Here is a 24,666-nt window from a genome sequence, read left to right as displayed (position 1 = left end):
CTGCGGCCCATTGGGCCGCGCGCCGGCGAGCGCCCGGTGCGCTTGCACCGGGCCGGGGATCCGCTCCCGGACGGAGCCCGATGGCGTTCAGCGTCTCGGCAGGTATTGAAGCGGATCGACCGGCTTGCCGTTGTAGCGGATCTCGAAGTGCAGCATGTCGCGGGCGGCGCCGCTGCGACCCATCTCGGCGATCTGCTGGCCGGACTTGACCACCGCTCCCTCGGCGACCAGCCGGTTGCGATTGTGACCGTAGGCCGACAGCCACTGGTCGTTGTGCTTGATGATGATCAGCTCACCATAGCCGACCAGCCCGGCGCCCGAGTAGACCACCACGCCGTCGCCGGCAGCGCGCACCGGCGCGCCGCTGCGTCCGGCGATGTCGACGCCCTGCCGGGTCGGGTCGCCATTGGCGAACCGGCTGACCAGTTCGCCGTCGGCCGGCCAGCGCCAGGACAACCCGCTGTCGACCGGCGCCGCGGCCGGAGCCGCCGGAGGGGCGGCGGCAGCCGTGCGGCCGCCGCTGCCGGACGAAGCCTGCTCGGGCCGGCGGGTCGACTGTCCAGATGCGGCGACCGATGCGCTGCCGGTGCCCGACGGGTACAGTCGCAGCCGCTGTCCGGGATGGATGGTGTACGGGGGCGAGATGCCGTTCCACGCCGCAAGGTCGTGCAGGGTGATGCCGTTGTCGGTGGCGATGCGGTAGAGATTGTCGCCACGGCGGACCACGACGGTCGCACCCGGTCTGGGCTTGGACACCGCAACGGGGCCGGAGCGGCCGGAGCCGCTCTCGCGGACAACGGTGCTGGAACAGGCCACCGCGCCGATCGCGAACAATGCGCACAGCACCGCCTGACGGAAAATGGAGTTTGGGGTCATGGTCATGCGTCGGATCCTTGGCCTCCGGTTGCTTGTCATCGTCTTCGCGGCAACCGGACGCTGGCCCCGGTCCCGCTTGGACACGCGCTCAGCCGCGCAGTTCCAGCCAGACCACCGCGCCGATCACCAGCACGGCCACGGCCCAGCCCAGTACCTCGATATAGCGGCGCAGGCCTTCCTCCAGCCGCTTGCCGCCGAATGCGACCAGTCCGGCAACGAGAAAGAAACGCGTGCCACGCCCGATGGCAGAGCCCAGCAGGAAAGGTATCAGCCCGATGCCGGTCGCACCCGACGCGATCGTGAACACCTTGTAGGGAATCGGCGTGAATGCCGCGACGAACACGATCCAGAAGCCGTATCGCTCGAACAGCGCCTGCACCTTGAGGAACGGCGTGTCCCAGCCGAGCTTGAGCATCCATGGCCAGATCGCTTCCAGCGCGAAGTGTCCAAGCATATAGCCGAGCACGCCGCCGACGACCGAGGCGATCGTGCAGATCGCGGCCAGGCGCATCCAGCGCTGCGGAGTCGACAGCGCCATGGGCGCCAGCATCACGTCGGGCGGCACCGGGAAGAACACCGATTCGGCGACGCTCAGCGCAGCGAGGTAGCGCGGCGCGCGATGGTGCGCCGCCCATACCAGGCAGCGGTCGTAGATCGGACCGAAGAGCTTCATGCGACCGGCCTCATGCGATCTGTTCCCCAGGGCGGGCTCCACGCAACAGGCGGCGGGCATCCTCGTGCGGACCCGCGAACCGGCGGCCGCGGAGCGCGCCACATGCGGGCGGCATCAGTCGATCATTCCGGACAGCAGCGGCACGAACACGACCGGCGCCAGCGCCTGCTGGCTGAGCGTGCCGTCGGCCTGCTTGCGCAGCATCACCAGCGACTGCGAGGCCGCGGCTCCGACCGGCGCGACCAGCGTGCCGCCTGGCGCGAGCTGGGCGCTCAGCGCATCGACCAGGGCCGGAGCGGCCGCGGTCACCATGATCGCGTCGAACGGCCCGTTTTCCGGCCAGCCGATGCGGCCGTCGTCGTGCTTGCTGCGGATGTTCATGCCGAGCGAACGGAACCGCTTGCGCGCGACCCGCAGCAGCTCGCCGATACGCTCGACCGTATGCACTTCCAGTCCGAGCGCGGCCAGCACGGCCGCCTGGTAGCCGGAGCCGGTACCGATCTCGAGCACCTTCTCCGGTGCGACCGACAGCACCGCCTCGGTCATCCGGGCCACCACCCACGGCTGCGAGATGGTCTGGCCGTGGCCGATCGGCAGCGCGGTGTCCTCGTAGGCGCGGGTCGCCAGCGCCTCGTCGACGAACAGGTGGCGCGGCACCGTGCGGATCGCGTTGAGCACGCGCTCGTCGCGGATGCCCTCCTCGCGCAGGCGTTCGACCAGGCGGTCGCGGACGCGCTGAGAGGTCATGCCGGTGCCCAGCGCCTCCGGCTGCAGGCGCATGCGCAGGCTCATGGCTGCACCTCGGCCGCCGGATGCAGCGCGACGGACAGGCCATCGACCCAACTGGCGACCTGGTCGAGCGCCTGGTAGCGGGTCAGGTCGACCAGGATCGGCGTGATCGCGATATGGCCGGTGCGCAGCGCATGGAAGTCGGTGCCCGGGCCGGCGTCCTGTTCGGGACCGGCCGCACCGATCCACCACCAGGAACGGCCGCGCGGGTCCTGCTGCGGGATGCAGTCCTCGGCACGATGGCGGTTGCCCAGGCGGGTGACCTCGAAACCGCGCACCTGCTCCCACGGCACGTCCGGGACATTCACGTTCAGGATTGTGTCGGCCGGCAGCGGATCGACGCTGAGCCGGGCGATGATCTCGACGGCGGCACGGGCGGCGGTTTCGTAGTGCCTGCCAACGTGATCGGCGGTGTTCAGCGAGACGGCGATCGCCGGCAGGCCGAGGAAGCGGCCTTCCATCGCCGCGGCGACGGTGCCGGAGTAGATCACATCGTCGCCCATGTTGGCGGTGTTGTTGATGCCGGACACGACGATGTCGGGCTCGGCTTCCAGCATCCCGGTGATCGCCACATGGACGCAGTCGGTGGGCGTGCCGTGGACGCGCCAGGTGCTGTCGTCGAGCTGGACGACCCGCACCGGCGCGTCGAGGGTCAGTGAATTGCTGGCGCCGGAGCGGTCGCGATCCGGGGCGACCATCAGGACCTCGTGGCCGGCGGCGCGCAGGCCTTCGGCAAGGAAACGGATGCCCGGGGCGTCGACACCGTCGTCGTTGCTGACCAGAACTCGCATGGACTCCCTATGGACGTGAAGCGCTACGGCGTTGCTGCGGACGGAACGATCGGGGGCGCCTGTCCGCGCTCCCGTCGGCCAAGCCCACATGATAGCCGATGGACCGCCGGCCTTCGTTCCCTGGACGATGCCATCGCGCCTTGCGAACGCGCCCGGCCACGCTACGCTGGCCGCATGACGAAACGCCGCATGCCTTCGACACCGCCCGGCGCCGACGATGCGGCGCTGTTCCGCCAGGCGATCGGTCCAGTCCGCGAACTCAAGGCCTCGCCTCCTGCCCCGGCGGCGCCGAAGCCGAAACCGCGGGCCCGGATGGCGGAACTGGACGAAAGCGACGCCCGCCAGGCATTCCGGCGCGGCCACGACACTCCGCCGCTGGAATCCGGCGACCTGCTGGCGTACCGGCGCGACAGCGTTTCCGTGCGCAGCTGGCAACGGCTGCGGCGGGGCGAGATCTCGGCTCAGGAAGAATTGGACCTGCACGGCGCGGACGCGCGCACCGCCGAGGCGCTGCTACGTGCATTCATCAGCGATGCGCACCGCCATGGACTGGGCTGCGTGCGCGTGATTCACGGAAAAGGGCTGCACGGCGACGGTGCGCCGGTGCTGAAGAATCTGGTCGACCGCCTGCTCCGCCACCGCGCGGACGTGATCGCTTTCCACTCGGCGCCACCCGCGCAGGGGGGCGCCGGGGCGGTCCTGGTGCTGTTGGCACCAACCAGGCGGCGCTAGTCCTGCCGCGGTCGGTCGCGAGGACTCCGGTCGACGGATCAGTTGTCCCGGTCCTCGGTGGGTACCTTGGCGCGCGGGACGTTAACCCACACCACCTCGATGCCGCGCCGACGGGCAACGCGTTCAACGTAGGCGACATAGGCTTCGTCGGCGTCCATGATCGTGGGTGCGCGCTCGGCCTGCGCGGACTTCTCCGGCATGCTGGCGCAGGCGGCGAGGCCGACGGCGGCGAGGGACAACACGAGTGCACGGAGACTGGCGTTCATGACGATACCTCCGGATAGTCGGCGCGGCGGGCCATTGCCGTTGCACGGTGCCGTCGCGCCAGGGCCCGACCCCTTGCCGGGCCTGCCCCTTCTGCATATACCTGCCTCCGGTCAGGGGCCAGTGCCAATTGCCACGCTTCCGACGGACGGTCGCCGCGCCGGTGCGCGTGCTCAGACAGGGTCGAACGAGGCGTCGCGGAGATCGCCGAGCTCGGCCAGCACCGTCGTCGCGTAGGTGCCCGGCGGCAGGTCGAAACGCAGTTGCAACACGTCGCTGGCCTGCCACGACCACTCGAATCCACCCGGCCGCAGCCGCAATGCACGCCGTTCCTGCTTCAGCCCGGCCCGCTCCAGTCCCGCACGCAGCGCATCGCCGGGCGGCTCGGAAAGGGCCTTGAGCTCGATCGTGGCTGCGTCGCCGCGGCTGCGCAGCTCGCCGCGGCCCCACAACGGGCCGCTGGGGTGGATGTCGAACAGCGCCAGGCGCCGGGCCAGCTCATCCGAATGCGGCTCCGGACCGAACACGCTGCGACTGCCGTCGAGCATCCAGACCTCGCCGTCCAGCGGCGTGTCCCAGCAGTGGGTGGCGACCCGCGCGGCCAGCACCCGGTTGAACAGCGCCGAACGGGCCGCCGACAGCAGATGGGTGCGCTGCTCGCGGCCGACCCGCCGGCCCGCGAACATCGAAAGCGCCGCGTGCAGGTTGTCGCCACCGCGACCGAAACGCTGTTCGCCGAAGTAGTTGGGCACGCCGCGCGCGGCGATCGCCTGCAGGCGCGCGTCGAGGACGCCACGCTCGCCGGTGACTCCACGCAGCACCAGCACGAAACGGTTGCCGGCGAGAGCACCGCGCGGCAGCTTCTTCGCGTGCCAGTCGTGCGCGAGCACGCGCAATGCCTCGCCGCCCTCGCCCCGGTACTCGAGGGACTCCACCGCGGGCGCGTTGCGTCTGGGCAGGTGCACGCTGAAGCGCTGACGGGTCACCGCATGACGATCCTTCAAGCCGGCGTAACCGATCGCGGCCACCTCCACGCCGGCCCATTGCGCGATCCGCTGTGCGGTCCAGGCCGTGTTCATTCCGCGTTTCTCGACCGTCAGCAGCAGGTGCTCGCCGCTGCCGGTGGGCTCGAAGCCGGCCAGTTCCTCGACGAAGAAATCCTCCGGCGTGCTGCGCAGGCGGGCGGCCAGCACGGGCTTGCCATGCGCGCGCGGCAACGCAGCGGGACGTGGATCGGACATCCTGGCGGCTCCGCGATGGCGCTCAGACGGACTGCAGCAACACCGCGGCCTGGGCGGCGATGCCTTCGCCGCGGCCGGTGAAGCCGAGCCTTTCCGAGGTGGTCGCCTTGACGCTGACCGCGTCGATGTCGACCCCGAGCGTCGCGGCAAGGGTCTCGCGCATCGCCTGCGCGTGCGGGCCGATCTTCGGCCGTTCACAGATCACGGTGAGATCGGCGTTGCCGAGCGTCCAGCCGCGCTCGCGCGCCAGCGCGTTGCAGTGCCGGAGAAAGGCGCTGCTGTCGACGCCCTTCCAGCGCGGATCGCTGGGCGGGAAGTGCTGGCCGATGTCGCCGAGCGCGAGCGCACCGAGGATCGCGTCGCACAGCGCATGAATGACCACGTCGCCGTCCGAATGCGCGACCACGCCCTGCGCATGCGGCACCCGTACACCGCCGAGCATCACGTGGTCACCCTCGCCGAACGCGTGGACGTCGAAGCCCTGGCCGATGCGGATGTTCAGATTGCCTTGCATGGTCTTTTCCTCGTTGCGGATCCTTCGCAGGAGCGGTGCAAGCCGCGATCGGGCCTTCCCGCGGAAGCCTCATTGCGGCTTGCGCCGTGCCTACGGGTTCTGCGCGAAGCCCGCGTGCCGCTGCGAAAGTATGAAGCGAAAGCGCTCGAGATCGGCCGGCGTGGTGACCTTGAAGTTGTCTTCCCTGCCTTCGACCAGCCGCGGGTGTCGTCCTTGCCGCTCCATCGCCATCGCCTCGTCGGTCACGGACACGCCGTCGTCGCGGGCGCGCTGCAGCGCGTCGATCAGCGGCTTGCGGCGGAACGCCTGCGGAGTCAGCGCGCGCCACAGCCGCTCGCGCGGTTCGGTGGAAACGATGCGACCGGCATCGTCGGCCCGCTTGAGGGTGTCGCGCACCGGTGCGGCCAGGATCGCGCCGTCGGATCCCGCCTCGGCCACGCTGATCAGGCGGTCGAGATCGTCGTGGGCGAGGTTCGGCCGCGCCGCGTCGTGTACCAGCACCAGCGAATCCGCGCCTGCCACCTGTGGCAGCACGCGCAACGCGGCCAGCACCGAATCGGCCCGCTCGCCCCCGCCCGTGCAGCACAGGACCGGCTTGCCCTGCCGTTCGCTCCAGCCCGGCCAGCTGGCGTCCACCGCGGCGAGCGCGACCGTTGCACCGGCGACGCGCGGATGCGCGAGCAGCGCATCGAGTGCATACGCCAGCAGCGGCTGGCCGTCGACCTGCAGATATTGCTTGGGGGTATCCCCGCCGAAGCGCGTGCCCCGCCCGGCTGCCGGCACCACTGCCCAGATGTCGGCACCGCTCATTGCACTGGTTCGTCCCGTTGCGGCGTCGCGGGGTCGGCCATCCGCGCCGGCACACCGTCCGGCTCGACGACCCGATAGAACACTTCGCCAGGCTTGATCATGCCCAGTTCGCTGCGGGCCCGCTCCTCGACCGCGGCGCCGCCGGAGGACAGGTTCTTGAGGTCGGCCACCTCCGCCACCAGCGCATCGTTGCGCTGCTGGCGCGAGGCGTTGTCCTGGACCTGCTGTTCGACCTGCGCCTCCAGTTCGGCGACCGCATGACGGCCGCCCTCGCCGATCCACAACCGGAACTGCAGATAGATCATCATGGCGAGCAGGAACAGCAGCACGGCGGGCAATACCCACCATCTCCCGTTCCTGTCCGCCGGCTGGCCCATCGCTTACCGGTTCAGCGACACGAACGCGTCGCGGCCGGCGTACTTCGCCGATGCGCCCAGCTGCTCCTCGATCCGCAGCAGCTGGTTGTACTTGGCGACGCGGTCGCTGCGGCACAGCGAACCGGTCTTGATCTGGGTCGCGGTGGTCGCCACCGCGATGTCGGCGATCGTCGTGTCCTCGGTCTCACCGGAGCGGTGCGAGACGATCGCGGCGTAGCGGTTGGCGTCGGCCATCGCAATCGCCTCCAGCGTCTCGGTCAGGGTGCCGATCTGGTTGACCTTGATCAGGATCGCGTTGCCGACGCCCTGCTCGATGCCTTCCCTGAAGATCTTCGGATTGGTCACGAACAGGTCGTCGCCGACCAGCTGGACCTTGTTGCCGAGCGCGGCGGTCAGCTGCTTCCAGCCGTCCCAGTCGTCCTCGGCCATGCCGTCCTCGATGGTGACGATCGGGTACTGCGCGCACCAGTTGCCGAGGAAGTCGACGAACTGGTCCGGGGTCAGGCGCTTGCCCTCGCCGGTGAGGTTGTACTTGCCGTTGTCGAAGAACTCGCTGGAAGCGACGTCCAGGCCGAGCAGGATGTCCTCACCCGCCCTGTAGCCGGCCTTGCCGATCGCCTCGAGGATGGTCTCCAGCGCTTCCTCGTTGCTGCGCAGGTCGGGAGCGAAGCCGCCCTCGTCGCCGACCGCGGTGCTCAGGCCATGGCCCTTGAGCACCGACTTCAGCGCGTGGAACACCTCGGTGCCGGCGCGCAGCGCCTCGGAGAAGCTGTCCGCTCCGACCGGCAGGATCATGAACTCCTGGAGGTCGACGTTGTTGTCGGCGTGCGCACCGCCGTTGATGATGTTCATCATCGGCACCGGCAACACCGGTGCACGGCCCGCATTCGACGAGATGCCGGCCAGGTACTGCCACAGCGGCAGCTTCTTCGACGCGGCGACCGCGTGCGCGTTGGCCAGCGAGACGCCGAGCAGGGCGTTGGCGCCGAGGCGCCCCTTGTTCTCGGTGCCATCGAGATCGATCAGGCGGCGGTCGAGCCCGGCCTGGTCGGCGGCGGCGAAGCCCTCCAGTGCCTTGGCGATAGCGCCGTTGACGTTCTCCACCGCCTGGCGGACGCCTTTGCCGAGGTAGCGGGTCTTGTCGCCATCGCGCAGCTCGACCGCCTCCTTGGTGCCGGTCGAGGCGCCGGACGGGACCATCGCGCGGCCGAAGCTGCCGTCGGCGAGGGTCACTTCGGCTTCAAGGGTCGGGTTGCCCCGGCTGTCGAGGATTTCGCGGGCGTGGACTTTGGCGATCTGGGTCATGGTCGAGTCGAGTCAGGAAGGAGAGGTTGTTGGCCACGGAGTTACGCGGATGAACGCGGATAGAACCTACTTCCCTGATGCTTCATCCGTGTCGATCCGCGCGAACCCGTGGCGGAAAATCACAGCCCGGCTTCGAGAAAGCCGTTCTTCTTGGTGACGCGGTCGATCTCAAGCAGCGTCTCCAGCAGCGCACGCATCTTCGGCAGCGGCCAGGCGTTCGGGCCGTCGGACAGGGCCTTGTCCGGATCCGGGTGGGTTTCCATGAAGATGCCGCTGATGCCCACCGCCATCGCCGCACGCGACAGCACCGGCACGAACTCGCGCTGGCCGCCGCTCTTGCCGCCGGCGCCGCCGGGCAGCTGCACCGAATGGGTGGCGTCGAACACGACCGGGCAGCCGGTGTCGCGCATCACGCTCAGCGAGCGCATGTCGCTGACCAGGTTGTTGTAGCCGAAGCTGGCGCCACGCTCGCAGACCATGATGTCGGTGTTGCCGGTGGCCAGCGCCTTCTCGGCGACATGCTTCATCTCCCACGGCGACAGGAACTGGCCTTTCTTGATGTTCACCGGCTTGCCGGCGCGGGCGACGTTCTGGATGAAGTCGGTCTGCCGGCACAGGAACGCGGGGGTCTGCAGCACGTCGACGACCGAGGCGACCTCGTCGAGCGGAGTGTACTCGTGGACGTCGGTCAGTACCGGCACGCCGAGCTGCTTCTTCACCTCGGCCAGCACTTTCAGGCCCTCTTCCATGCCAGGACCGCGGAAGCCCGAAACCGAGGTGCGGTTGGCCTTGTCGAAGCTGGACTTGAAGATGAAGGGGATGCCGAGTTCGGCGGTGATCTCCTTCAGCGTGCCGGCGGTGTCGAGCTGCAGTTGCATCGACTCGATCACGCACGGACCGGCGATCAGGAAGAAGGGTCGGTCCAGGCCGATCTCAAAACCGCAGAGTTTCACTTGGCACTCCTCGAGACATTCGTTTTTGCCGCGGATTTACACGGATAGACACGGATAAAGCGCTTTATTCCTGCCTTATCCGCGTGCATCCGCGCCAATCCGTGGCCTATCCCGGCTTTCAAGCCCGCGCTTCCTTCAGCAACTGGCCGCCCGCCTTGTTCTCGCGCGCGGCGCGGATGAAGCCGACGAACAGCGGATGACCGTCGCGCGGCGTCGACAGGAATTCCGGATGCGCCTGGCAGGCCAGGAACCAGGGGTGGCGGTCCTGCGGCAGCTCGACCATTTCGACCAGGGTCTCGTCCAGCGACTTGGCGCTGAACACCAGGCCGGCGTTCTCCAGCTGGTTGAGATAGCGGTTGTTGAACTCGTAGCGGTGGCGATGGCGCTCGCCGACGACGTCCTTGCCGTACATCCTGTGCGCCAGCGTACCGGGCTTGATCCGCTGCTCCTGCAGGCCCAGGCGCATGGTGCCGCCGAGGTCGCTGTCCTCGCTGCGCTTCTCGACCTCGCCGCTGGCGGTACGCCATTCGGTGATCAGGCCGATCACCGGATGCGGACAGGTCTTGTCGTTCTCGGTGCTGTTGGCGCCCTCCAGCCCGACCACGTGGCGGGCGTAGTCGACCACCGCCGCCTGCATGCCGTAGCAGATGCCGAAATACGGGATCCCGTGCTCGCGCGCATGGCGGGCGGTCATCACCTTGCCCTCGAAGCCGCGGTCACCGAACCCGCCGGGCACCAGGATGCCGTGCACGCCTTCCAGCGCCCTGGCGCCTTCGCGCTCGACGTCGGTGGACTCGATCCACTTGAGGTTGACCCGGGTGCGCTGGCGCAGGCCGCCGTGCTTGAGCGCCTCGCCGACCGATTTGTAGGCGTCCTGGTGGTCGACATACTTGCCGACCACGCCGATGGTGACCTCGTCGACCGGGTGTTCGCTGGCGTCGAGCACCGCCTCCCACTCGGACAGATCGGGCTCGCCGCAGTTCAGGCGCAGGCGTTCGACGATCAGCCCGTCCAGGCCCTGCTCGTGGAAGCGCGACGGCATCCGGTAGATGTTGTCGAGGTCGACCGCGGAGATCACGGCGCGCTCGGAGACGTTGGTGAACAGCGCGATCTTGCGGCGCTCGCTGTCCGGCAGCGGCTGCTCGGAGCGGCACAGCAGGATGTCGGGCTGGATGCCGATCGAGCGCAGTTCCTTGACCGAGTGCTGGGTCGGCTTGGTCTTGAGTTCGCCGGCGGCGGCGATCCAAGGCACCAGGGTCAGGTGCATGAACAAGGCCTTGTCCGGGCCGCGCTCGGTGCGGATCTGGCGGATCGCCTCAAGGAAGGGCAGCGATTCGATGTCGCCCACGGTGCCGCCGATCTCGACCAGGCCGACGTCGTAGCCCTCGGTCGCCTCGCCTATGCAGCGCTTGATCTCGTCGGTGATGTGCGGGATCACCTGCACGGTGCCGCCGAGGTAGTCGCCACGGCGCTCCTTGCGGATCACGTTCTCGTAGATGCGGCCGGTGGTGACCGAGTTCTTCCGGCTCAGACGGGTACGGACGTAGCGCTCGTAGTGGCCCAGGTCCAGGTCGGTCTCGGCGCCGTCGTCGGTGACGTAGACCTCGCCGTGCTGGAACGGGCTCATCGTGCCCGGGTCGACGTTGATGTAGGGGTCGAGCTTCATCATCGTCACGCGCAGGCCGCGCGCTTCGAGGATGGCCGCCAGCGAGGCCGCCGCGATGCCCTTGCCGAGGGAGGACACCACGCCGCCGGTGACGAAGATCAGGGGAGTCATGCGTTTTGCTGTCGCCGGAAAGCCATAGTCTACAGGGTGGGCGTGACGACCGCGACCGCTTGACGGCCGCGCCCCGGGCGTGCCGCCCCCGGCCGGAGCACGACGGGACCGACGCCCCGGACCACCGGGGCGCCGCGCGGGCCGAGCCGAGGGCGATCAGGCGCGATAGTCGTCCTCTTCCTCGGGCTCGACCGGCTGTTCCTCCTCGTCCGAGGCGCTGTCGGCCGCGGATTCGGCCCGGTCGGCACCGGCCTCGTCCCGCTCGTCGTCCTCCTTCCCGGCCCGGGCCTGTTCGGCGGCCTTCTGGCGGGCGTCCTCCGAGCGATCGGTCTGGGCCTTCTGCGCGAACGCCGGAGACGCGGCCGCCAACGCGAAGGTCACCAGGGGAATGGTGAGGATCCGGATCTTCATCGTGGGCTCTCCTGTCGGGTGGAAATGCTTCTCGGTGGCCGGCGCCACCGGCCGTCTTCCCCAAGGCCGGCCCCATCACGCTAGTCCCCGGCGCCCTGCCCCTGCGTGAACGCCGGCGATGGGCACTCAATAGTGGTGCGTGAAGAACTCGCATACGCGTTGCATCGCCGCCCGCCACCGCGCCAGCAGCGTCTCGTCGGCGTCCTCGTCGAATTCCGCCACCGCCACGAGCAGGCTGTCGATCCAGTACGGGTACAGCGCCGGCGGCACCGGCGCCCGGCCCTGCCGGCCATGGACCTCGGCCATCTGCGCGCAGGTCCGGGTGACGATCGCGCTGCCGCCAGCATGCAGGATCGCGACGCTGATCCCGCGTCGCAGCGCCAGCCGCTGCTTCTGGAAGTCGGTGCGGGCGAACATCGGCTCGATGTCCGGATGGCTGGCCATGAATATCTGGTAGAAGCGCTCGATGAACCCGCGCCGGGCGAGACAGCGGCCATAGCTCTGCTGGAGGTCGTTGAAGGTATCGGTCATGACAGGCTCCGTGTCGGTCGCCGCACAGGGTGCCCGCGACGGCCGGCACCGCGTTTGACCCCGGTCAAGTCCGCCCGCGCCCCGCGCCGGCGCCCTAGCACAGCCGGAACGGTTTGGCGCGGTTGAATTTCCTGCCGAGCCCCCCGACCATCGCTGCACGCATCACCGCAGTCCGACGCCTTCCCCGATGAGTTCGCCCCGATGAGTTCCCGCTACAACGCCGCCGATATCGAAGTCCTGTCCGGCCTGGACCCCGTCAAGCGCCGTCCGGGCATGTACACCGACACAACGCGGCCGAACCATCTGGCCCAGGAGGTGATCGACAACGCGGTCGACGAGGCCCTGGCCGGACATGCCAGATCGATCGAGGTCACCCTGCATGCCGACGGCAGCTGCGAGGTCGCCGACGATGGCCGCGGCATGCCGGTCGACATCCACCCCGAGGAAGGCATTCCCGGCGTCGAGCTGATCCTCACCCGCCTGCACGCGGGCGGCAAGTTCAGCAACAAGAACTACACCTTCTCCGGCGGCCTGCACGGCGTCGGCGTCAGCGTGGTCAACGCGCTGTCGAAGCACGTCGACGTGTTCATCAAGCGCGACGGCAACGAGTACCGGATGTCGTTCAAGGACGGCGACCGCCACAGCCCGCTGGAAGTGGTCGGCAGCGTCGGCAGGAAGAACACCGGCACCCGCGTGCAGTTCTGGCCCGACCCGAAGTACTTCGATACCGCGAAGTTCAATCTGCGCTCGCTGAAGCACCTGCTGCGCGCCAAGGCCGTGCTGTGTCCGGGCCTGACGGTGAAACTGCACGACGTCGCCAGCGGCGAGAAGCTGGAATGGCATTACGAGGACGGCCTGCGCGACTATCTCCGCGGCGAACTGGTCGAACGCGAGCTGCTGCCGCCGGAGCTGTTCGTCGGCAATCTCAGCAAGGACACGGAGACCGTCGACTGGGCGGTCGCCTGGGTGATCGAAGGCGAACTCGTGCAGGAGAGCTACGTCAACCTGATCCCGACCGCCCAGCACGGCACCCACGTCAATGGCCTGCGCACAGGCTTCACCGATGCACTGAGGGAGTTCTGCGACTTCCGCAACCTGTTGCCGCGCGGGGTCAAGCTGGCGCCGGAAGACGTCTGGGACAGGGTTTCGTTCGTGCTGTCGGTGAAGATGACCGACCCGCAGTTCAGCGGCCAGACCAAGGAACGCCTGTCGTCCCGCCAGGCTGCCGGGTTCGTCGAGGGCGCCGCGCACGACGCCTTCAGCCTCTGGTTGAACCAGCATGTCGAACTCGGCGAGAAGATCGCCCAACTGGCGATCGAGCGCGCATCGGCGCGCCTGAAGACCGAAAAGCAGGTGACCCGCAAGAAAGTCACCCAGGGCCCCGCCCTGCCCGGCAAGCTGGCCGACTGCACCAGCCAGGACCTGTCGCGCACCGAGCTGTTCCTGGTCGAGGGTGACTCCGCCGGCGGCAGCGCCAAGCAGGCGCGCGACAAGGAGTTCCAGGCGATCATGCCGCTGCGCGGCAAGATCCTGAACACCTGGGAGGTCGCTTCCGGCAGCGTGCTGGCCTCGCAGGAAGTGCACGATCTCGCCGTGGCGATCGGCTGCGACCCGGGCAAGGATGACATCAGCGGCCTGCGCTACGGCAAGGTGATCATCCTCGCCGACGCCGACTCCGACGGCCTGCACATCGCGACCCTGCTGTCGGCGCTGTTCCTGAAGCACTTCCCCGCGCTGGTCGCGACCGGCCACGTGTTCGTGGCGATGCCGCCGCTGTTCCGCGTCGATCTGGGCAAGCAGGTGTTCTACGCCCTCGACGAGGAGGAGAAGCGGATCCTGCTGGAGAAGATCGAGCGCGAGAAGGCCGAGAAGAAGAAGGGCTCCGCGGGTGCGGTCAGCGTGACCCGCTTCAAGGGCCTGGGCGAGATGAACCCCTCGCAGCTTCGCGAGTCGACCATCCATCCCGACACCCGCCGGCTGGTCCAGCTGACCGTGGAGGACGCCGAGGGCACCCGCTCGCTGATGGACATGCTGCTGGGCAAGAAACGCGCTTCGGACCGGAAGGCGTGGCTGGAGACCAAGGGCGACCTGGCGACCCTGGAGGTCTGAACATCCGCCTCCCCGTGCAAGCTACGGTCGCAGCGGCATGAGCCGCGATGAAGCTTTCCCGTGAAAACCCGATCGCAGCCTACGACGCTTCTACGTGCCGCTTGCGTGCGCAGCCGGTCAGGTCCCGGGGCGCAGGCAGGTCTCCAGCAGCGTGCGCAACAGTGGCTGCAGGCGCGCGGCACGGTCGGGAAGGTATTCGAAGCTGTCCTCGTCCATGTAGTTGAGCTGGGCGAGTTCAAGCTGCACGGCGTCGATGCCGTCGTCGGGGCGGCCGTAGTGGCGGGTGATGTAGCCGCCCTTGAAGCGGCCGTTGACCACGTGGCTGTAGCCGGTCTGCGATGCCAGCACCGCCTCCAGCATCGCGATCAGTGAAGGCCGGCAGCTCGCGCCGCCGGCGGTGCCGAGGTTGAGGTCGGGCAACCGGCCGTCGAACAGGAACGGTACCACGCTGCGGATCGAATGCCCTTCCCACAGCACCGCGCGGCCGTGTTCGGCACGCAGACGGTCGAGCTCGCCGAGCAGGGCGTCGTGGTAGGGGCGCCAGAAGGTTTCGACGCGTGCGCCGATCTCGGCCTCGTCCGGGGCCTCGCCGTCGAGATAGACGGGCTCGCCACTGAACCGCACGGCCGGGCACAACCCGGTGGTGTTCTGGCCCGGATACAGCGACACGTCGTCCGGAGGCCGATTGAGGTCGACTACGTAGCGCGAATAGACCGGCACGATGATCGACGCGCCCAGTTCGCGCGCGAACGCATACAGCCGCGCGACGTGCCAGTCGGTGTCGGGCGCGCGTCGCGCCTGCGGCACCATGCGAGCGGCGATGTCGTCGGGAATCAGGCTGCCGTCGTGCGGCAGGCTGACCAGCAGCGGAGCGTGGCCGCGGTGAAGGGTGAAGACGCTGTCGGAATGCATGGAAGCATTCTAGCCGGGCCCTCCGGAACGGGACGCATTGCAGATGGCGCCCGCGCCGCTCCCCCGGTTGCGGTGCGCTCATGGTGCGGACACGCCTGCTCCGGAGGACGGGCCCCTGCACGCCCTCGCCGAGCGAACGGGGAGCGCGGCGGGACGTCATCTCAGCAGCACGATCTCCTCGGCACTGGTCGGATGGATCGCGATCGTGTCGTGCAGGTCCTGCAGGGTAATGCCCTTCTTCAGCGCGACCGCGAAACCCTGCAGGATCTCGTCGGCTGCCTCGCCGAGCAGGTGCAGCCCGACCACGCGGCGCTCCTCTCCGATGCAGACCAGCTTGAACAGGCTTCGCTGCGGGGTGTCTGTCAATGCTTCCAGCATCGGCCGGAACCCGGTCGTGTAGACCCGTACCGCGGCATCGCCATGCCGTTCGCGGGCCTGCGCCTCGGTCAGCCCGACGGCGCCAACGGGCGGGTGGGAGAACACCACCGTCGGCACGTTGGTCTGGTCCAGCGCCGGGTCCGCGGCGCCGCCGAACACGTGGCTCATCAACCTGCGCGCGGCGGCGATCGCGACCGGAGTCAATGCCATGTCCGCGGTCACGTCGCCGACTGCATGGATGCCCGGCGCCGAGGTCGCGTGGCCGGCGTCGACCCGGACATGGCCGTCCGCATCGGTTTCGACGCCGACCTCCGGCAGCCCGAGGCCATGGGTATTGGGGCCGCGCCCGGTCGCGAACAGCACCTGGTCGTAGGGGCCATGCCAGGTGCCGGCGCCGTCGCGTACCCGCAGCTGGCCGTCGTCGTCGCGCTGGAGCTCCGCAACCGGGCACCCCAGGCTCAGGCGGATGCCGGCCTGGCAGTAGTCGTCCGCCAGTTGCTCTGCGATTGCGGCATCGAAACCATGCAGCAGGCGTTCGCCGCGCACCAGCATCTCGACGCGGCTGCCGAGCTGCTGCAGCACGCCGGCCAGTTCGACCGCGATGTAGCCGCCACCGACGACCGCGATCCGCTCCGGGGCGGCGGTCCACCGGAAGAAATCGTCCGAAACCGCGCCGAGCCCGGCACCGGGAATGTCGGGCCGCAGCGCGTGCCCGCCGGTGGCGATCAGGATCCGCTGCGCCTGCAGGCGCAGGCCGTCGTCGCATTCGACCACGCCGCCACCGGACCGCATCCGTTCGACCAGTCGTCCGTGTCGCGGCAGATGCACGATGCCGGCGGCGTCGATGCGTCGCCGATAGCTCTGGTGGATGTTGTGGATGTAGCGCTCGCGATGGGCGATGAAGGTCGGCCAGTCCAGTGCCCGGGCCTGCACCGGGAAGCCGAGCGGCCCGGCCATCGCCAGCCGGCGGCCGACCTCGGCCGCCAGCCACATCGCCTTCTTCGGCACGCAGCCGACGTTGACGCAGGTGCCACCCAGCGCCGAGGGCTCCATCAGGGCGACCCGGGCCCCGTGTTCGGCGGCACGGAACGCGCCGGCCAGACCGCCGGATCCGCCACCGATCACGATCAGGTCGAACTCGCCGGCGGCGCGGGCTCCGTTTGCATCGGACTCGGACACGAGGACCTCGCGGTTGCGCGGAAGGGACGACATTTCTACCAGCCGCGTGCAGCCGCGTGCACCCCTGCTCAGCGGACGAAGCGTTCCATCCGGAACGGTGCCGGATCGACCGCCGGTGTCCGCTGCATCATCAGGTCGGCGAGCAGCTGACCGGTGCCGGCGCTCATGCTCACGCCCATCATGCCGTGACCGGTGGCCAGCCAGAGTCCGTCCCGCCCGGGCACCGCCCCGATCACCGGCACGTCGTCGCGGCTCATCGGACGCCATCCGTACCAGCGCTCGATCACCTCGGGGCCGACCGGCTCGTGCAGGTACTCCGCCGCGCCTCGCTCCAGCGCGGCCAGGCGGCGCGGGTTGAGCGCGGTGTCATAGCCGGAGAACTCCATCGTGCTGCCGAGGCGGAAGCCGCCGCTCCAGACCGTCACGCAGACCGAGCGCTCGTGCAGCACCAGCGGGCGGCGTGGCACCAGGTCCGGGCGACTGTAGGTGATCGAGTAACCCTTGCCCGGCTGCAGCACGCGCTTGAGCACCGGCACGCCGAACGCATCGGCGAGCCGCGGCGACCAGGCGCCGGTCGCCAGCACCACGTCGCGGGCCTGCAGCCGGCCCTGGGCTGTATCCACGTGCGGAGGTCCCGACGCGGTCCCGACCGCCTTCACTTGGCAATGCTCGAGGATCGTGCCGCCACGCTCGCGCACCGCCCTTGCCAGCTCGGCCACGTAGCGGTCCGGCCGCAGCGATGCGTCGCCGTCGAAGCGGATCGCACCGGCAATCCCGGGCTTGAGTGCCGGCTCCATCGCCTCGTAGGCGGCGCCGTCGACCACCTCGACCGGCACGCCCAGCTCGCGCAGCAGCGCGACTTCCTTCAGGCCGTGCTCGAGTTCGCGCGGATCGCGGAACACGTAATCCTCGCCCGAGGCCCTGAACTCGCACTGCAGCCCGAAGCGCGACACCCATTGCTCCAGGCGCTCGCGCGAGTCGTTCAGCAACGCCCCTTTCGCCACCGCGCTCGCGCGCCAGTCGCGCTCGTTGCAACGTGCGGCGAAATGCAGCAACCAGCGCCACAGCGCCGGGTCGAAACCGGGCTTGATGTACAGCGGCGCATCCGGGGTGAACATCCACTTCAACGCGGTCGCGACCATTCCCGGTGCGGCCAGCGGCGGCGCATGGCTGGGGGTGATCGTGCCGCAGTTGCCGTGCGAGGTGCCGCCGCCGATGCGGCCGGCATCGACCACCTTCACCTCGCGTCCGGACTCGAGCAATGCCAGTGCGGTCGCCAGGCCGATCACGCCCGCGCCCACGATCACGACGTCTTCGTGTTGTGTCATCGACAGATTCAGGAAGCTGCTTCAGGGGAGGAGCCGGACGACCGCCGCAGCGGCGGCAGCGCCCGATAGGTCAGGCCCCGCCACAGCCATTCGACGGGTCCGAAGCGGAAGCGTGCCATCCATGCATGGGCGATGACCAGTTGCAGGACGAACACCACCAGCACGCCGGCGACCTGGGCGCTGCGGCCGACCTGCCCCCACAGCCCGAAACCGTAGCCGTAGAACACCAGCGTGCCGACCGCCGACTGCATCAGGTACAGGGTCAGCGCCATCCGCCCGGCCGGGGCGAGCAGACGCAGCCAGCGCCCGCCGCGCTGCAGCGCGAGCACGACCCAGCCCAGGTAGCCCAGGCTCAGCAGCGGCGCTCCGGCCAGCTGGAACGCCGCGGCGGCCATCGGCCGCGCACCGGCCCCGCTGACGAGATCCGGTGCCGGATCGATCGCCACGCCCACCAGCGTCAGCGCCAGGCCGAGCGGCGCGGCGCCCCATGAGAAGCTCCGGAACAGGCGGCGATGACCATCGGCGTCGGCCACCGCACCACTGCGCACCAGCCAGGCGCCGAACACGAACACACCCAGCGCCATCGGCAGGAAGAACAGCGTGTCGCCGAGACTGACGAGCAGGAAGCGGATCCGGAATGCGGTCGCCGCCAGGTAGCTGTCACCGGTGTAGGCCACGACCTCGTCGCGCTGCAGCGCCAGCTGGCGGGCGACTTCGGCCTGATCGCCGGCCCCGTCGACCGTACCGCCGAACAGCGCCAGCAACAGCGCGAACAGCGCCACCACGCCTGCGATCGCGTAATACAGCGCGCCCCCCCAGGCCCAGAGGCCGCGCACCGGCGCACGGCTGAAGCAGGCCAGCATCAACAATGCCGCCAGCGCATAGGCGACCAGGATATCGCCGGACCAGATCAGGCAGGCGTGAACCACGCCGATCGCCAGCAGGGCGAACGTGCGCCGCAGATAGAACGGCGCGAACGCGCGGCCGGCCTCCTGCGCACGCGCCTGCATCACCGCGAAGCCCATTCCGAACAGCAGCGCGAACAGCACCCAGAACTTGCCGCTGACCAGGACGTAGCTCGCCGCGTCCAGCCACAGGTCGAGGCCGCTGGCGGCGGGATCGATGCCGTCCACGCGCGCGACCAGCGGTGCGCTGAACCATTCCACGTTCATCAGGGCGATGCCGAGCAAGGCCAGCCCCCGCAGCACGTCCAGCGCCGCGATCCGCTCCCGTCCCGCCAACGGCACCCAGTCCTGCCGTGTCCTAGGGCCTGCGCCCATCTGTCCTGCTCTGTCTCGCCCCGGAGCCGGCGAGTGTAGACGCCGCGGCGCCATGGCGGCGATACCGGTCGTGCCGGAAACGCGAACGGCCCGCGCAAGGCGGGCCGTCGGTAGCTGGCGATCGCGCCGGCGACGATGTCCGGCGAACGTCCGGAACCTTCGCGATGCGGCTCAGTGCTCCACGCCGCCGTCGCCGTGCACGTGACCGTGCTCGATCTCCTCGGCGCTGGCCTCGCGGACCTCGACGATATCGATCGCGAAATGCAGGTCCTTGCCCGCCATCGGGTGGTTGAGGTCGACATCGACCACGCTCATGCCGATCTTGGAAATGGTCACAGCGCGCGGGCCGAAGTTGGTCTGCAGGACCGCCTGCATGCCCGGGGCGATCTTCTGGCCCTTGAAGTACTTCTTCGGCACCCGCTGGGTCAGGCCTTCCTTGATCTCGCCGTACGCATCGGCCGCCTTCACGTCGACCTCGAACTTCTCGCCGGCCTCGCGTCCGTCCATCGCCTGTTCCAGGCCCGGGATGATGTTGTTGTGGCCGATCAGGATCGCCAGCGGATCGCGTCCCTCGGAGCTTTCCAGCGGCTCCTGGCCCTCGGACACGGGGCTTTCGGAAACTGTGTAATGAAAACGGACGACGCGATCTTTCTCGATCTTCATGGACTTGGCGACTCGGCTGCTGTGCCGCGACACGGGCGGCAGGATGGAGGACGGAGCCGGCCGGGGCCACTTGGCGATGCCCGGCCGGAAATGGGCGGTTCGACGGCGGAACTTGTCGCCATCGCGTCCAACGGACAAGCTACGGCCCATGGACAGGACCGCGCATTATCCCGGCAAGCCCGCGTCCGCGCCAGAGACGCGGCACATGACCCTCCTGCTCGGCGTATTGCTTGCGGCCACGGTCGCCGGCTGCGGTGGCGGCGGCGATCGCGTTCGCGGTGCGCCGCGGCCGGACGGCCGCGACTGGGCGGTGGTGGCGCCCGACGACCCGGCCGCGGCCAACGCGGTGCTGATGCGCGCGATCAGCCTCGTGGGCACGCCCTATCGCTACGGCGGCAACACGCCGGAGGGCGGCTTCGACTGCAGCGGGCTGGTCAACTATGTCTATCGCGACATGCTCGACCTGCGCCTGCCGCGCACCTCGGGGCAGTTGGCCGCTTACCAAGGCCCGAAGATCGCTCCGTCGCGGCTGGCCGCTGCCGACCTGGTGTTCTTCGGCAGCCGCGGCAAGGTCACGCACGTCGGCATCTACGTCGGCGAAGGACGCTTCGTGCATGCGCCGAGCACCGGTGGCACGGTGCGGCTGGACCATCTCGATGGGCCTTACTGGCGCGACCACTACACCGGCGCCCGGCGCGTACTGCTGAAGTGACCGCGGCGCGGCAGATGGGCCCGGTCACAACCACAACGAGCGAAAATGCGGGATGCGTCACAAAATTTAACTAATTTTTAACAAAATATGAACTTCCACGTCCCGATTCGCGGGCAATATCGCTCCGATTCAATTCAGTGATCGCCGCGTGAAGCCCGACGTTTCCGGACCCGACCCCGACACCGACACCGACTGTCCCGGTCTGACCCACTACCGCCGCACGCGGCTCCTGTCCCGCCTTCTCCTGAGTGCCCTGCTGGCCGCGGCTTCGCTGCCCGCGCTCGCGCAGCAGCTGCCGGCCCCTTCGCTGGCCGCCGACTCCGCCGATCTGCCGTCCGCGGTCACCCGGCCGGTCCTGCCCGAGACGATGGGCATGTCGGACCGCACGCTGCTGCTGGCCACCGACATCAACCGCCTGCTCGCGGCCGCAGCGCCGACCCGCACCGATGCCGTGAACGCGCAGCCGGTCGAGGACAAGGACGGCCGCATCCGTACCGTGCTGCAAAAAGCGCTGGCCCTGCTCGGCACGCCCTATCGCTGGGGCGGCACCAGCCCCGACAACGGCTTCGACTGCAGCGGCCTGGTTGGCTACGTGTTCCGCAACGCGCTGGGCATCGAACTGCCCCGCGTCTCGCGCGACATGGCCCGCAATGGCCAGGTCGTCGAGGACCGCGAAGAGATGACCGCGGGCGATCTGGTGTTCTTCGGCCGCCGCGGCCGTGTCGACCACGTCGGCATCTATCTCGGCGAGGGCCGCTTCGTGCACGCCCCCAGCCGCGGCAAGACGGTCAGCGTCTCACGGCTGGACAGCGGCTACTGGAGCCACAAGTTCATGCAGGCCCGTCGCGTCGAAGGCATCTGAACCGCAGCGACCGGTCCCGATCGAAAAGGCCGCCTCCGGGCGGCCTTTCGTTTGCGGCGGCCGTTCAGCCTACCGTGCCGCGCCGCGGTAGCGCTCGACGGTCTGTTCGATGCCCTTGCTCAGCTCCATCACCTTCAGCGCGTACTCGGCCAGCCGCCTGTCGTCGTCGCTGACCGGGACCCACGGCGGGACCGGCGTGGGCTGGCCCTCGACGCCGTCGAGGGCGACGAACACGATCACGCAATGCGTGCACAGCCTCGCGCGCCCTGCCTCGGCCGCGTTCACCCCGGGGTCCCGCGCCATCACGTCGACCGCGAAGTGCATGCTGGTGGTACCGGTATGCACCAGCTTGGTCCGCACCGTGACCAGATCGCTGGTCCGGATCGGCGACACGAACCGGATGCCGCCAACCGCCACCGTGACGCTGTAGCGGCCGCTCCAGCCGACCGCCGCGGCGTAGCCGGCCTGGTCGATCCACTTCATCACCACGCCTCCGTGGACCTTGCCGCCGTAATTGACATCGGTCGGCTCGGCCAGGAAGCGCAGGGTCAGTTCGCGCTGCTCACCGCTCATCGCGTGCTCCTTTCAAGCGGAAGGCCAGATCGGCGACCGACGCACCGACCCCGTGCACGCCTTCGCGCATGCGCTCGTCGACAAGCACGCCGGTTTCCGGCAGGCGTTCGGCGGCAAGACCGACCGCGACCTGCTGCGGCACGACCACCAGCCCCAGCTTGGCCAGCGCATCGCGCAGCACCAGCAGCGAACGCAGTCCGCCCAAGGGGCCGGGCGAGGCCGACACGATGCCGGCGGCCTTGCCGCGGAACAGCGTCGTGCCCGACGGCCCGGCAGCGGTCGGACGCGAGATCCAGTCCAGCGTGTTCTTGACCAGAGCCGGCATCGAACCGTTGTATTCGGGCGTGCTGATCAGCAGGCCGTCGTGTTCGGCCATCAGGTCCTGCAGCCGGAACACCTCGTCCGGCATGCCGTCAGCCTCGATGTCGCCGTCGTAGACCGGCAGCGGGTAGTCGCGCAGATCGATCAGGCTGACCTCGGCGCCCGCATCGCGCGCGCCCTCGACGAGCACCGGCACCAGGCGACGATTGAAGGATTCGCGACGCAGACTGCCTGCGAACGCGAGCAGGCGGGGCGGATCGACGGCCATCGTCATGGATTCCTTGAGGGACCTGCGACGAGTATGCACAGCTTGCAACGCGCAACGCGAGTGTCGCGACGCGGCGCCCCCGATCGAGACCGCGAGACGCACGCGTTCCGCACTGGTGGCAACGCCCGCGATCGCCGACACTGTTGCGCCCGCCCACCGGACACGATCGATGCTCCTTCGTCATGGACGCCTGCCGGCTCTGGCCGCCACGCTCGCCCTCTCCTGCCTCGCTCCCGTCGACACTTCGGCATCCGGGCCTGCGCCGCTGCCGCAGCTGGAGGCCTACACCGTTCACGAGAGCTGGCGCCAGCCGATCGAGCCGTTCCGGATCGCCGACAACACCTGGTACATCGGCACCGCCGGACTCAGCGCGCTGCTGGTGAAGACCGGCGCCGGCGCGGTGCTGATCGACGGCGGGATGCCGCAGGCGGCCGACATGCTGCTGGCGAACATGACGAAGGTCGGCGTCGCGCCGTCGGACCTGAAGTACATCCTCCACAGCCACGCCCATGCCGACCACGCCGGGCCGCTGGCCGCGGTGCAGCGCGCGACCGGCGCGATCCTGGTCAGCAACGCCGAATCCGCGGTCCTGCTCGCGCGCGGCGGCAGCGACGACATCCATTTCGGCGACGACCTGCTGTATCCGCCTGCGCAGACCGGCCGCATCGTGATGGACGGCGAGGCGGTCGAGCTTGGCGGCGTGCGCTTCACCGTGCATTTCACCCCCGCGCACACACCGGGGTCGATGAGCTGGACCTGGACCGACCAACGCGATGGCCAGCCACTGCGCATCGCCTATGCCGACAGCGTCAGCGCGCCCGGCTACGAACTGCTGGACAACCCGCGCTACCCGCGCATCGTCGACGATTACCGTCGCGGTTACGCGGTGATGCGCGACCTGCCCTGCGACCTGCTGATCACGCCGCACCCGGGCGGCAGCGGCTGGACCCCGCAGGACGCCGGCAACCGCCTGCCGGAACCGATGAGCTGCGCCGGCTACGCGGATGCCGCCGAACGCGCGCTCGACCAGGCGATCGCAAAGCAGCGCGACGCGGGAGGGCCTTGATGCCGTACACGCCGATCGTCGCGACCCTCGGCTACGTGCTGTCCGCGAACGGCCGCGAGGTGCTGATGGTCCATCGCAACGCGCGCCCGGAAGATCACCAGTTGGGCAAGTACAACGGCCTGGGCGGGAAACTTGAGCCGCACGAGGACGTAGTGGCCGGCATGCGTCGCGAGATCCACGAGGAGGCCGGCATCGACTGCACGGCGATGCAGTTGCGCGGCACGATCAGCTGGCCCGGGTTCGGCAAGCATGGCGAGGACTGGCTGGGTTTCGTGTTCCGGATCACCGCATTCACCGGCACTCCGTTCGAGCACAATCCGGAAGGCACGCTGGAATGGGTCGCGCTCGACCGCCTGCACGAACTGCCGATGTGGGAGGGCGACCGCCACTTCCTGCCGATGGTGTTCGACGCCGACGATCGCCCGTTCCACGGGGTGATGCCGTATCGCGACGGCCGCATGCAGTCGTGGCGCTATTCGCGGATCTGAGTCGCGGTCGCGGTCGTGGGAGTGGGCGCAAGCCACGACAGGTTTTCAAGAGAAGGCCCACTCGCGGCTTGTGCCACCCCTACAGCCACTCCCGCAACGGGCTCGGCCTATCTGAGCTGGCTGTCCTTGCTGCCACGGCGGTTGAAGCCGACCGCCTGCCGGGAGCGGTCCTCGGCGTCCTGGCAGGCGATGCACAGGCGGACCCCCGGCACCGCACGGCGCCGTGCCTCCGGGATCGGGGCGTCGCACTCCTCGCAATGGGGCAGTCCGGGCCCGCTGGCCAGGCGGCTGCGCGCACGCCTGATCGCATCCTCGACGGTCGCGTCGATCTGCTCCTGCACCGATGTGTCGCTGGTCCAGCCGCCGGCCATGTCGTCCTCGGATTGCGCTCGCTATCTGGCCGATATAGGGCCAGCGAAGCCCTGGATCAACCGGTCTCCGGCCGCTGCGGGGCCGGCGTCGCGATTTCCGCGGTCCGGATCC

General features: G+C 69.2%; 28 protein-coding genes. 6 read left to right on the top strand and 22 right to left on the bottom strand.

Annotated features, from left to right (window positions below; translation table 11 throughout):
• Window positions 1-87 precede the first annotated feature (87 nt).
• From L3V18_RS15085 to surE, 4 genes are all read right to left on the bottom strand, one after another.
• Window positions 88-882: a peptidoglycan DD-metalloendopeptidase family protein gene (locus L3V18_RS15085; protein ID WP_425493460.1), complete on the bottom strand. Its 795-nt coding sequence runs from the start codon at window positions 880-882 to the stop codon at window positions 88-90.
• A gap of 82 nt (window positions 883-964) precedes the next feature.
• Complete coding sequence (locus tag L3V18_RS15080; RefSeq protein WP_237053535.1) at window positions 965-1,549, bottom strand: YqaA family protein; 585 nt, start codon at window positions 1,547-1,549, stop codon at window positions 965-967.
• 114 nt (window positions 1,550-1,663) lie between these two features.
• Entirely contained in the window at window positions 1,664-2,341 is a 678-nt protein-coding gene (locus L3V18_RS15075) for a protein-L-isoaspartate(D-aspartate) O-methyltransferase (protein ID WP_237053536.1), read from the bottom strand.
• On the bottom strand, window positions 2,338-3,129 hold the full coding sequence (surE, locus tag L3V18_RS15070; RefSeq protein WP_237053538.1) for a 5'/3'-nucleotidase SurE: 792 nt from the start codon (window positions 3,127-3,129) through the stop codon (window positions 2,338-2,340). The genes L3V18_RS15075 and surE overlap by 4 nt, the downstream gene beginning before the upstream one ends.
• Window positions 3,130-3,318: 189 nt before the next feature.
• Between surE and L3V18_RS15065 the strand changes: the two genes are divergently transcribed.
• Complete coding sequence (locus L3V18_RS15065) at window positions 3,319-3,861, top strand: Smr/MutS family protein (RefSeq protein ID WP_237053540.1); 543 nt, start codon at window positions 3,319-3,321, stop codon at window positions 3,859-3,861.
• A gap of 38 nt (window positions 3,862-3,899) precedes the next feature.
• On the opposite strand, the gene L3V18_RS15060 is transcribed toward L3V18_RS15065, so the two are convergent.
• From L3V18_RS15060 to L3V18_RS15015, 10 genes are all read right to left on the bottom strand, one after another.
• On the bottom strand, window positions 3,900-4,127 hold the full coding sequence (locus L3V18_RS15060) for a hypothetical protein (RefSeq protein ID WP_237053541.1): 228 nt from the start codon (window positions 4,125-4,127) through the stop codon (window positions 3,900-3,902).
• Window positions 4,128-4,298: 171 nt separating this feature from the next.
• Window positions 4,299-5,366 (bottom strand): tRNA pseudouridine(13) synthase TruD, encoded by a 1,068-nt coding sequence (gene truD, locus L3V18_RS15055; RefSeq protein WP_237053542.1) that lies wholly within the window; start codon window positions 5,364-5,366, stop codon window positions 4,299-4,301.
• 22 nt (window positions 5,367-5,388) lie between these two features.
• Window positions 5,389-5,880 carry a 2-C-methyl-D-erythritol 2,4-cyclodiphosphate synthase gene (gene ispF, locus L3V18_RS15050; RefSeq protein WP_237053543.1) on the bottom strand — a complete coding sequence of 164 codons (492 nt, stop codon included), beginning with the start codon at window positions 5,878-5,880 and terminating at the stop codon, window positions 5,389-5,391.
• 90 nt (window positions 5,881-5,970) lie between these two features.
• On the bottom strand, window positions 5,971-6,690 hold the full coding sequence (ispD, locus tag L3V18_RS15045; RefSeq protein WP_237053544.1) for a 2-C-methyl-D-erythritol 4-phosphate cytidylyltransferase: 720 nt from the start codon (window positions 6,688-6,690) through the stop codon (window positions 5,971-5,973).
• Entirely contained in the window at window positions 6,687-7,067 is a 381-nt protein-coding gene (gene ftsB / locus L3V18_RS15040; protein WP_425493461.1) for a cell division protein FtsB, read from the bottom strand. The genes ispD and ftsB overlap by 4 nt, the downstream gene beginning before the upstream one ends.
• A gap of 3 nt (window positions 7,068-7,070) precedes the next feature.
• Window positions 7,071-8,372 (bottom strand): phosphopyruvate hydratase, encoded by a 1,302-nt coding sequence (eno, locus tag L3V18_RS15035; RefSeq protein WP_237053545.1) that lies wholly within the window; start codon window positions 8,370-8,372, stop codon window positions 7,071-7,073.
• A gap of 119 nt (window positions 8,373-8,491) precedes the next feature.
• Window positions 8,492-9,325: a 3-deoxy-8-phosphooctulonate synthase gene (kdsA, locus tag L3V18_RS15030; protein WP_237053547.1), complete on the bottom strand. Its 834-nt coding sequence runs from the start codon at window positions 9,323-9,325 to the stop codon at window positions 8,492-8,494.
• Window positions 9,326-9,443: 118 nt separating this feature from the next.
• Entirely contained in the window at window positions 9,444-11,102 is a 1,659-nt protein-coding gene (gene pyrG / locus L3V18_RS15025; protein ID WP_237053549.1) for a CTP synthase, read from the bottom strand.
• Between the two features lie 156 nt (window positions 11,103-11,258).
• Window positions 11,259-11,513, bottom strand: a complete 255-nt coding sequence (locus L3V18_RS15020) for a hypothetical protein (protein WP_237053551.1) — start codon at window positions 11,511-11,513, stop codon at window positions 11,259-11,261.
• Window positions 11,514-11,639: 126 nt separating this feature from the next.
• On the bottom strand, window positions 11,640-12,044 hold the full coding sequence (locus L3V18_RS15015) for a globin (protein WP_237053552.1): 405 nt from the start codon (window positions 12,042-12,044) through the stop codon (window positions 11,640-11,642).
• A gap of 201 nt (window positions 12,045-12,245) precedes the next feature.
• On the opposite strand from L3V18_RS15015, the gene parE reads away from it, so the two are divergent.
• Window positions 12,246-14,153 carry a DNA topoisomerase IV subunit B gene (gene parE, locus L3V18_RS15010; RefSeq protein ID WP_237053553.1) on the top strand — a complete coding sequence of 636 codons (1,908 nt, stop codon included), beginning with the start codon at window positions 12,246-12,248 and terminating at the stop codon, window positions 14,151-14,153.
• 117 nt (window positions 14,154-14,270) lie between these two features.
• Here the strand turns inward: parE and hutG are convergent, their stop codons facing one another.
• The 5 genes from hutG to L3V18_RS14985 form a co-directional block, all read right to left on the bottom strand.
• Entirely contained in the window at window positions 14,271-15,065 is a 795-nt protein-coding gene (hutG, locus tag L3V18_RS15005; protein ID WP_237053554.1) for an N-formylglutamate deformylase, read from the bottom strand.
• 156 nt (window positions 15,066-15,221) lie between these two features.
• On the bottom strand, window positions 15,222-16,655 hold the full coding sequence (gorA, locus tag L3V18_RS15000; RefSeq protein WP_237053555.1) for a glutathione-disulfide reductase: 1,434 nt from the start codon (window positions 16,653-16,655) through the stop codon (window positions 15,222-15,224).
• Between the two features lie 35 nt (window positions 16,656-16,690).
• Window positions 16,691-17,950, bottom strand: a complete 1,260-nt coding sequence (locus tag L3V18_RS14995) for an NAD(P)/FAD-dependent oxidoreductase (protein ID WP_237053556.1) — start codon at window positions 17,948-17,950, stop codon at window positions 16,691-16,693.
• An 8-nt stretch (window positions 17,951-17,958) separates the two neighbouring features.
• A complete protein-coding gene (locus L3V18_RS14990; RefSeq protein ID WP_237053560.1) occupies window positions 17,959-19,230 on the bottom strand; it encodes a DUF418 domain-containing protein in 1,272 nt (423 codons plus the stop codon).
• A 171-nt stretch (window positions 19,231-19,401) separates the two neighbouring features.
• A complete protein-coding gene (locus L3V18_RS14985; protein WP_237053561.1) occupies window positions 19,402-19,893 on the bottom strand; it encodes an FKBP-type peptidyl-prolyl cis-trans isomerase in 492 nt (163 codons plus the stop codon).
• Window positions 19,894-20,098: 205 nt separating this feature from the next.
• On the opposite strand from L3V18_RS14985, the gene L3V18_RS14980 reads away from it, so the two are divergent.
• Together L3V18_RS14980 and L3V18_RS14975 are read left to right on the top strand one after the other, a co-directional pair.
• Window positions 20,099-20,605 (top strand): C40 family peptidase, encoded by a 507-nt coding sequence (locus L3V18_RS14980; protein WP_425493462.1) that lies wholly within the window; start codon window positions 20,099-20,101, stop codon window positions 20,603-20,605.
• Window positions 20,606-20,753: 148 nt separating this feature from the next.
• Entirely contained in the window at window positions 20,754-21,467 is a 714-nt protein-coding gene (locus tag L3V18_RS14975; protein ID WP_237053562.1) for a C40 family peptidase, read from the top strand.
• Between the two features lie 69 nt (window positions 21,468-21,536).
• Here L3V18_RS14975 and L3V18_RS14970 read toward each other — a convergent pair whose 3' ends face one another.
• Both L3V18_RS14970 and L3V18_RS14965 read right to left on the bottom strand, forming a co-directional pair.
• On the bottom strand, window positions 21,537-22,040 hold the full coding sequence (locus L3V18_RS14970; protein WP_237053564.1) for an acyl-CoA thioesterase: 504 nt from the start codon (window positions 22,038-22,040) through the stop codon (window positions 21,537-21,539).
• Entirely contained in the window at window positions 22,030-22,635 is a 606-nt protein-coding gene (locus L3V18_RS14965) for an NADPH-dependent FMN reductase (protein ID WP_237053565.1), read from the bottom strand. Before L3V18_RS14965 ends, L3V18_RS14970 begins: the two co-directional genes overlap by 11 nt.
• Window positions 22,636-22,798: 163 nt before the next feature.
• Here L3V18_RS14965 and bla point away from each other — a divergent pair, with 163 nt between their 5' ends.
• Both bla and L3V18_RS14955 read left to right on the top strand, forming a co-directional pair.
• A complete protein-coding gene (gene bla / locus L3V18_RS14960) occupies window positions 22,799-23,695 on the top strand; it encodes a subclass B3 metallo-beta-lactamase (protein WP_237053568.1) in 897 nt (298 codons plus the stop codon).
• Window positions 23,695-24,183, top strand: a complete 489-nt coding sequence (locus L3V18_RS14955) for an NUDIX hydrolase (protein ID WP_237053570.1) — start codon at window positions 23,695-23,697, stop codon at window positions 24,181-24,183. The genes bla and L3V18_RS14955 overlap by 1 nt, the downstream gene beginning before the upstream one ends.
• A gap of 107 nt (window positions 24,184-24,290) precedes the next feature.
• Here L3V18_RS14955 and L3V18_RS14950 read toward each other — a convergent pair whose 3' ends face one another.
• The gene (locus L3V18_RS14950; RefSeq protein ID WP_237053571.1) at window positions 24,291-24,554 is read right to left on the bottom strand and encodes a DksA/TraR family C4-type zinc finger protein; all 264 of its coding nucleotides are present in this window, start codon (window positions 24,552-24,554) and stop codon (window positions 24,291-24,293) included.
• Window positions 24,555-24,666 lie beyond the last annotated feature (112 nt).

Origin of the sequence: Marilutibacter chinensis (assembly GCF_021725675.1) — a bacterium.
In the GTDB taxonomy this organism is placed as follows: Bacteria; Pseudomonadota; Gammaproteobacteria; order Xanthomonadales; family Xanthomonadaceae; genus Marilutibacter; species Marilutibacter chinensis.
Note: the sequence above shows the minus strand (reverse complement) of the source record. Positions and strands in the feature narration are given on the sequence as shown.

Coding starts and splice junctions, on each gene's coding strand:
- L3V18_RS14980 (WP_425493462.1), top strand. CDS start 20,099: ATGACCCTCCTGCTCGGCGTATTGCTTGCGGCCACGGTCGCCGGCTGC.
- L3V18_RS14990 (WP_237053560.1), bottom strand. CDS start 19,230: ATGGGCGCAGGCCCTAGGACACGGCAGGACTGGGTGCCGTTGGCGGGA.
- L3V18_RS14955 (WP_237053570.1), top strand. CDS start 23,695: ATGCCGTACACGCCGATCGTCGCGACCCTCGGCTACGTGCTGTCCGCG.
- ftsB (WP_425493461.1), bottom strand. CDS start 7,067: ATGGGCCAGCCGGCGGACAGGAACGGGAGATGGTGGGTATTGCCCGCC.
- pyrG (WP_237053549.1), bottom strand. CDS start 11,102: ATGACTCCCCTGATCTTCGTCACCGGCGGCGTGGTGTCCTCCCTCGGC.
- surE (WP_237053538.1), bottom strand. CDS start 3,129: ATGCGAGTTCTGGTCAGCAACGACGACGGTGTCGACGCCCCGGGCATC.
- L3V18_RS15075 (WP_237053536.1), bottom strand. CDS start 2,341: ATGAGCCTGCGCATGCGCCTGCAGCCGGAGGCGCTGGGCACCGGCATG.
- ispD (WP_237053544.1), bottom strand. CDS start 6,690: ATGAGCGGTGCCGACATCTGGGCAGTGGTGCCGGCAGCCGGGCGGGGC.
- eno (WP_237053545.1), bottom strand. CDS start 8,372: ATGACCCAGATCGCCAAAGTCCACGCCCGCGAAATCCTCGACAGCCGG.
- L3V18_RS15080 (WP_237053535.1), bottom strand. CDS start 1,549: ATGAAGCTCTTCGGTCCGATCTACGACCGCTGCCTGGTATGGGCGGCG.
- L3V18_RS15060 (WP_237053541.1), bottom strand. CDS start 4,127: ATGAACGCCAGTCTCCGTGCACTCGTGTTGTCCCTCGCCGCCGTCGGC.
- L3V18_RS15020 (WP_237053551.1), bottom strand. CDS start 11,513: ATGAAGATCCGGATCCTCACCATTCCCCTGGTGACCTTCGCGTTGGCG.
- gorA (WP_237053555.1), bottom strand. CDS start 16,655: ATGTCGTCCCTTCCGCGCAACCGCGAGGTCCTCGTGTCCGAGTCCGAT.
- L3V18_RS15085 (WP_425493460.1), bottom strand. CDS start 882: ATGACCATGACCCCAAACTCCATTTTCCGTCAGGCGGTGCTGTGCGCA.
- truD (WP_237053542.1), bottom strand. CDS start 5,366: ATGTCCGATCCACGTCCCGCTGCGTTGCCGCGCGCGCATGGCAAGCCC.
- L3V18_RS14970 (WP_237053564.1), bottom strand. CDS start 22,040: ATGAGCGGTGAGCAGCGCGAACTGACCCTGCGCTTCCTGGCCGAGCCG.
- L3V18_RS14995 (WP_237053556.1), bottom strand. CDS start 17,950: ATGACACAACACGAAGACGTCGTGATCGTGGGCGCGGGCGTGATCGGC.
- L3V18_RS15015 (WP_237053552.1), bottom strand. CDS start 12,044: ATGACCGATACCTTCAACGACCTCCAGCAGAGCTATGGCCGCTGTCTC.
- L3V18_RS14985 (WP_237053561.1), bottom strand. CDS start 19,893: ATGAAGATCGAGAAAGATCGCGTCGTCCGTTTTCATTACACAGTTTCC.
- bla (WP_237053568.1), top strand. CDS start 22,799: ATGCTCCTTCGTCATGGACGCCTGCCGGCTCTGGCCGCCACGCTCGCC.
- ispF (WP_237053543.1), bottom strand. CDS start 5,880: ATGCAAGGCAATCTGAACATCCGCATCGGCCAGGGCTTCGACGTCCAC.
- L3V18_RS14950 (WP_237053571.1), bottom strand. CDS start 24,554: ATGGCCGGCGGCTGGACCAGCGACACATCGGTGCAGGAGCAGATCGAC.
- hutG (WP_237053554.1), bottom strand. CDS start 15,065: ATGCATTCCGACAGCGTCTTCACCCTTCACCGCGGCCACGCTCCGCTG.
- L3V18_RS14965 (WP_237053565.1), bottom strand. CDS start 22,635: ATGACGATGGCCGTCGATCCGCCCCGCCTGCTCGCGTTCGCAGGCAGT.
- L3V18_RS15065 (WP_237053540.1), top strand. CDS start 3,319: ATGCCTTCGACACCGCCCGGCGCCGACGATGCGGCGCTGTTCCGCCAG.
- parE (WP_237053553.1), top strand. CDS start 12,246: ATGAGTTCCCGCTACAACGCCGCCGATATCGAAGTCCTGTCCGGCCTG.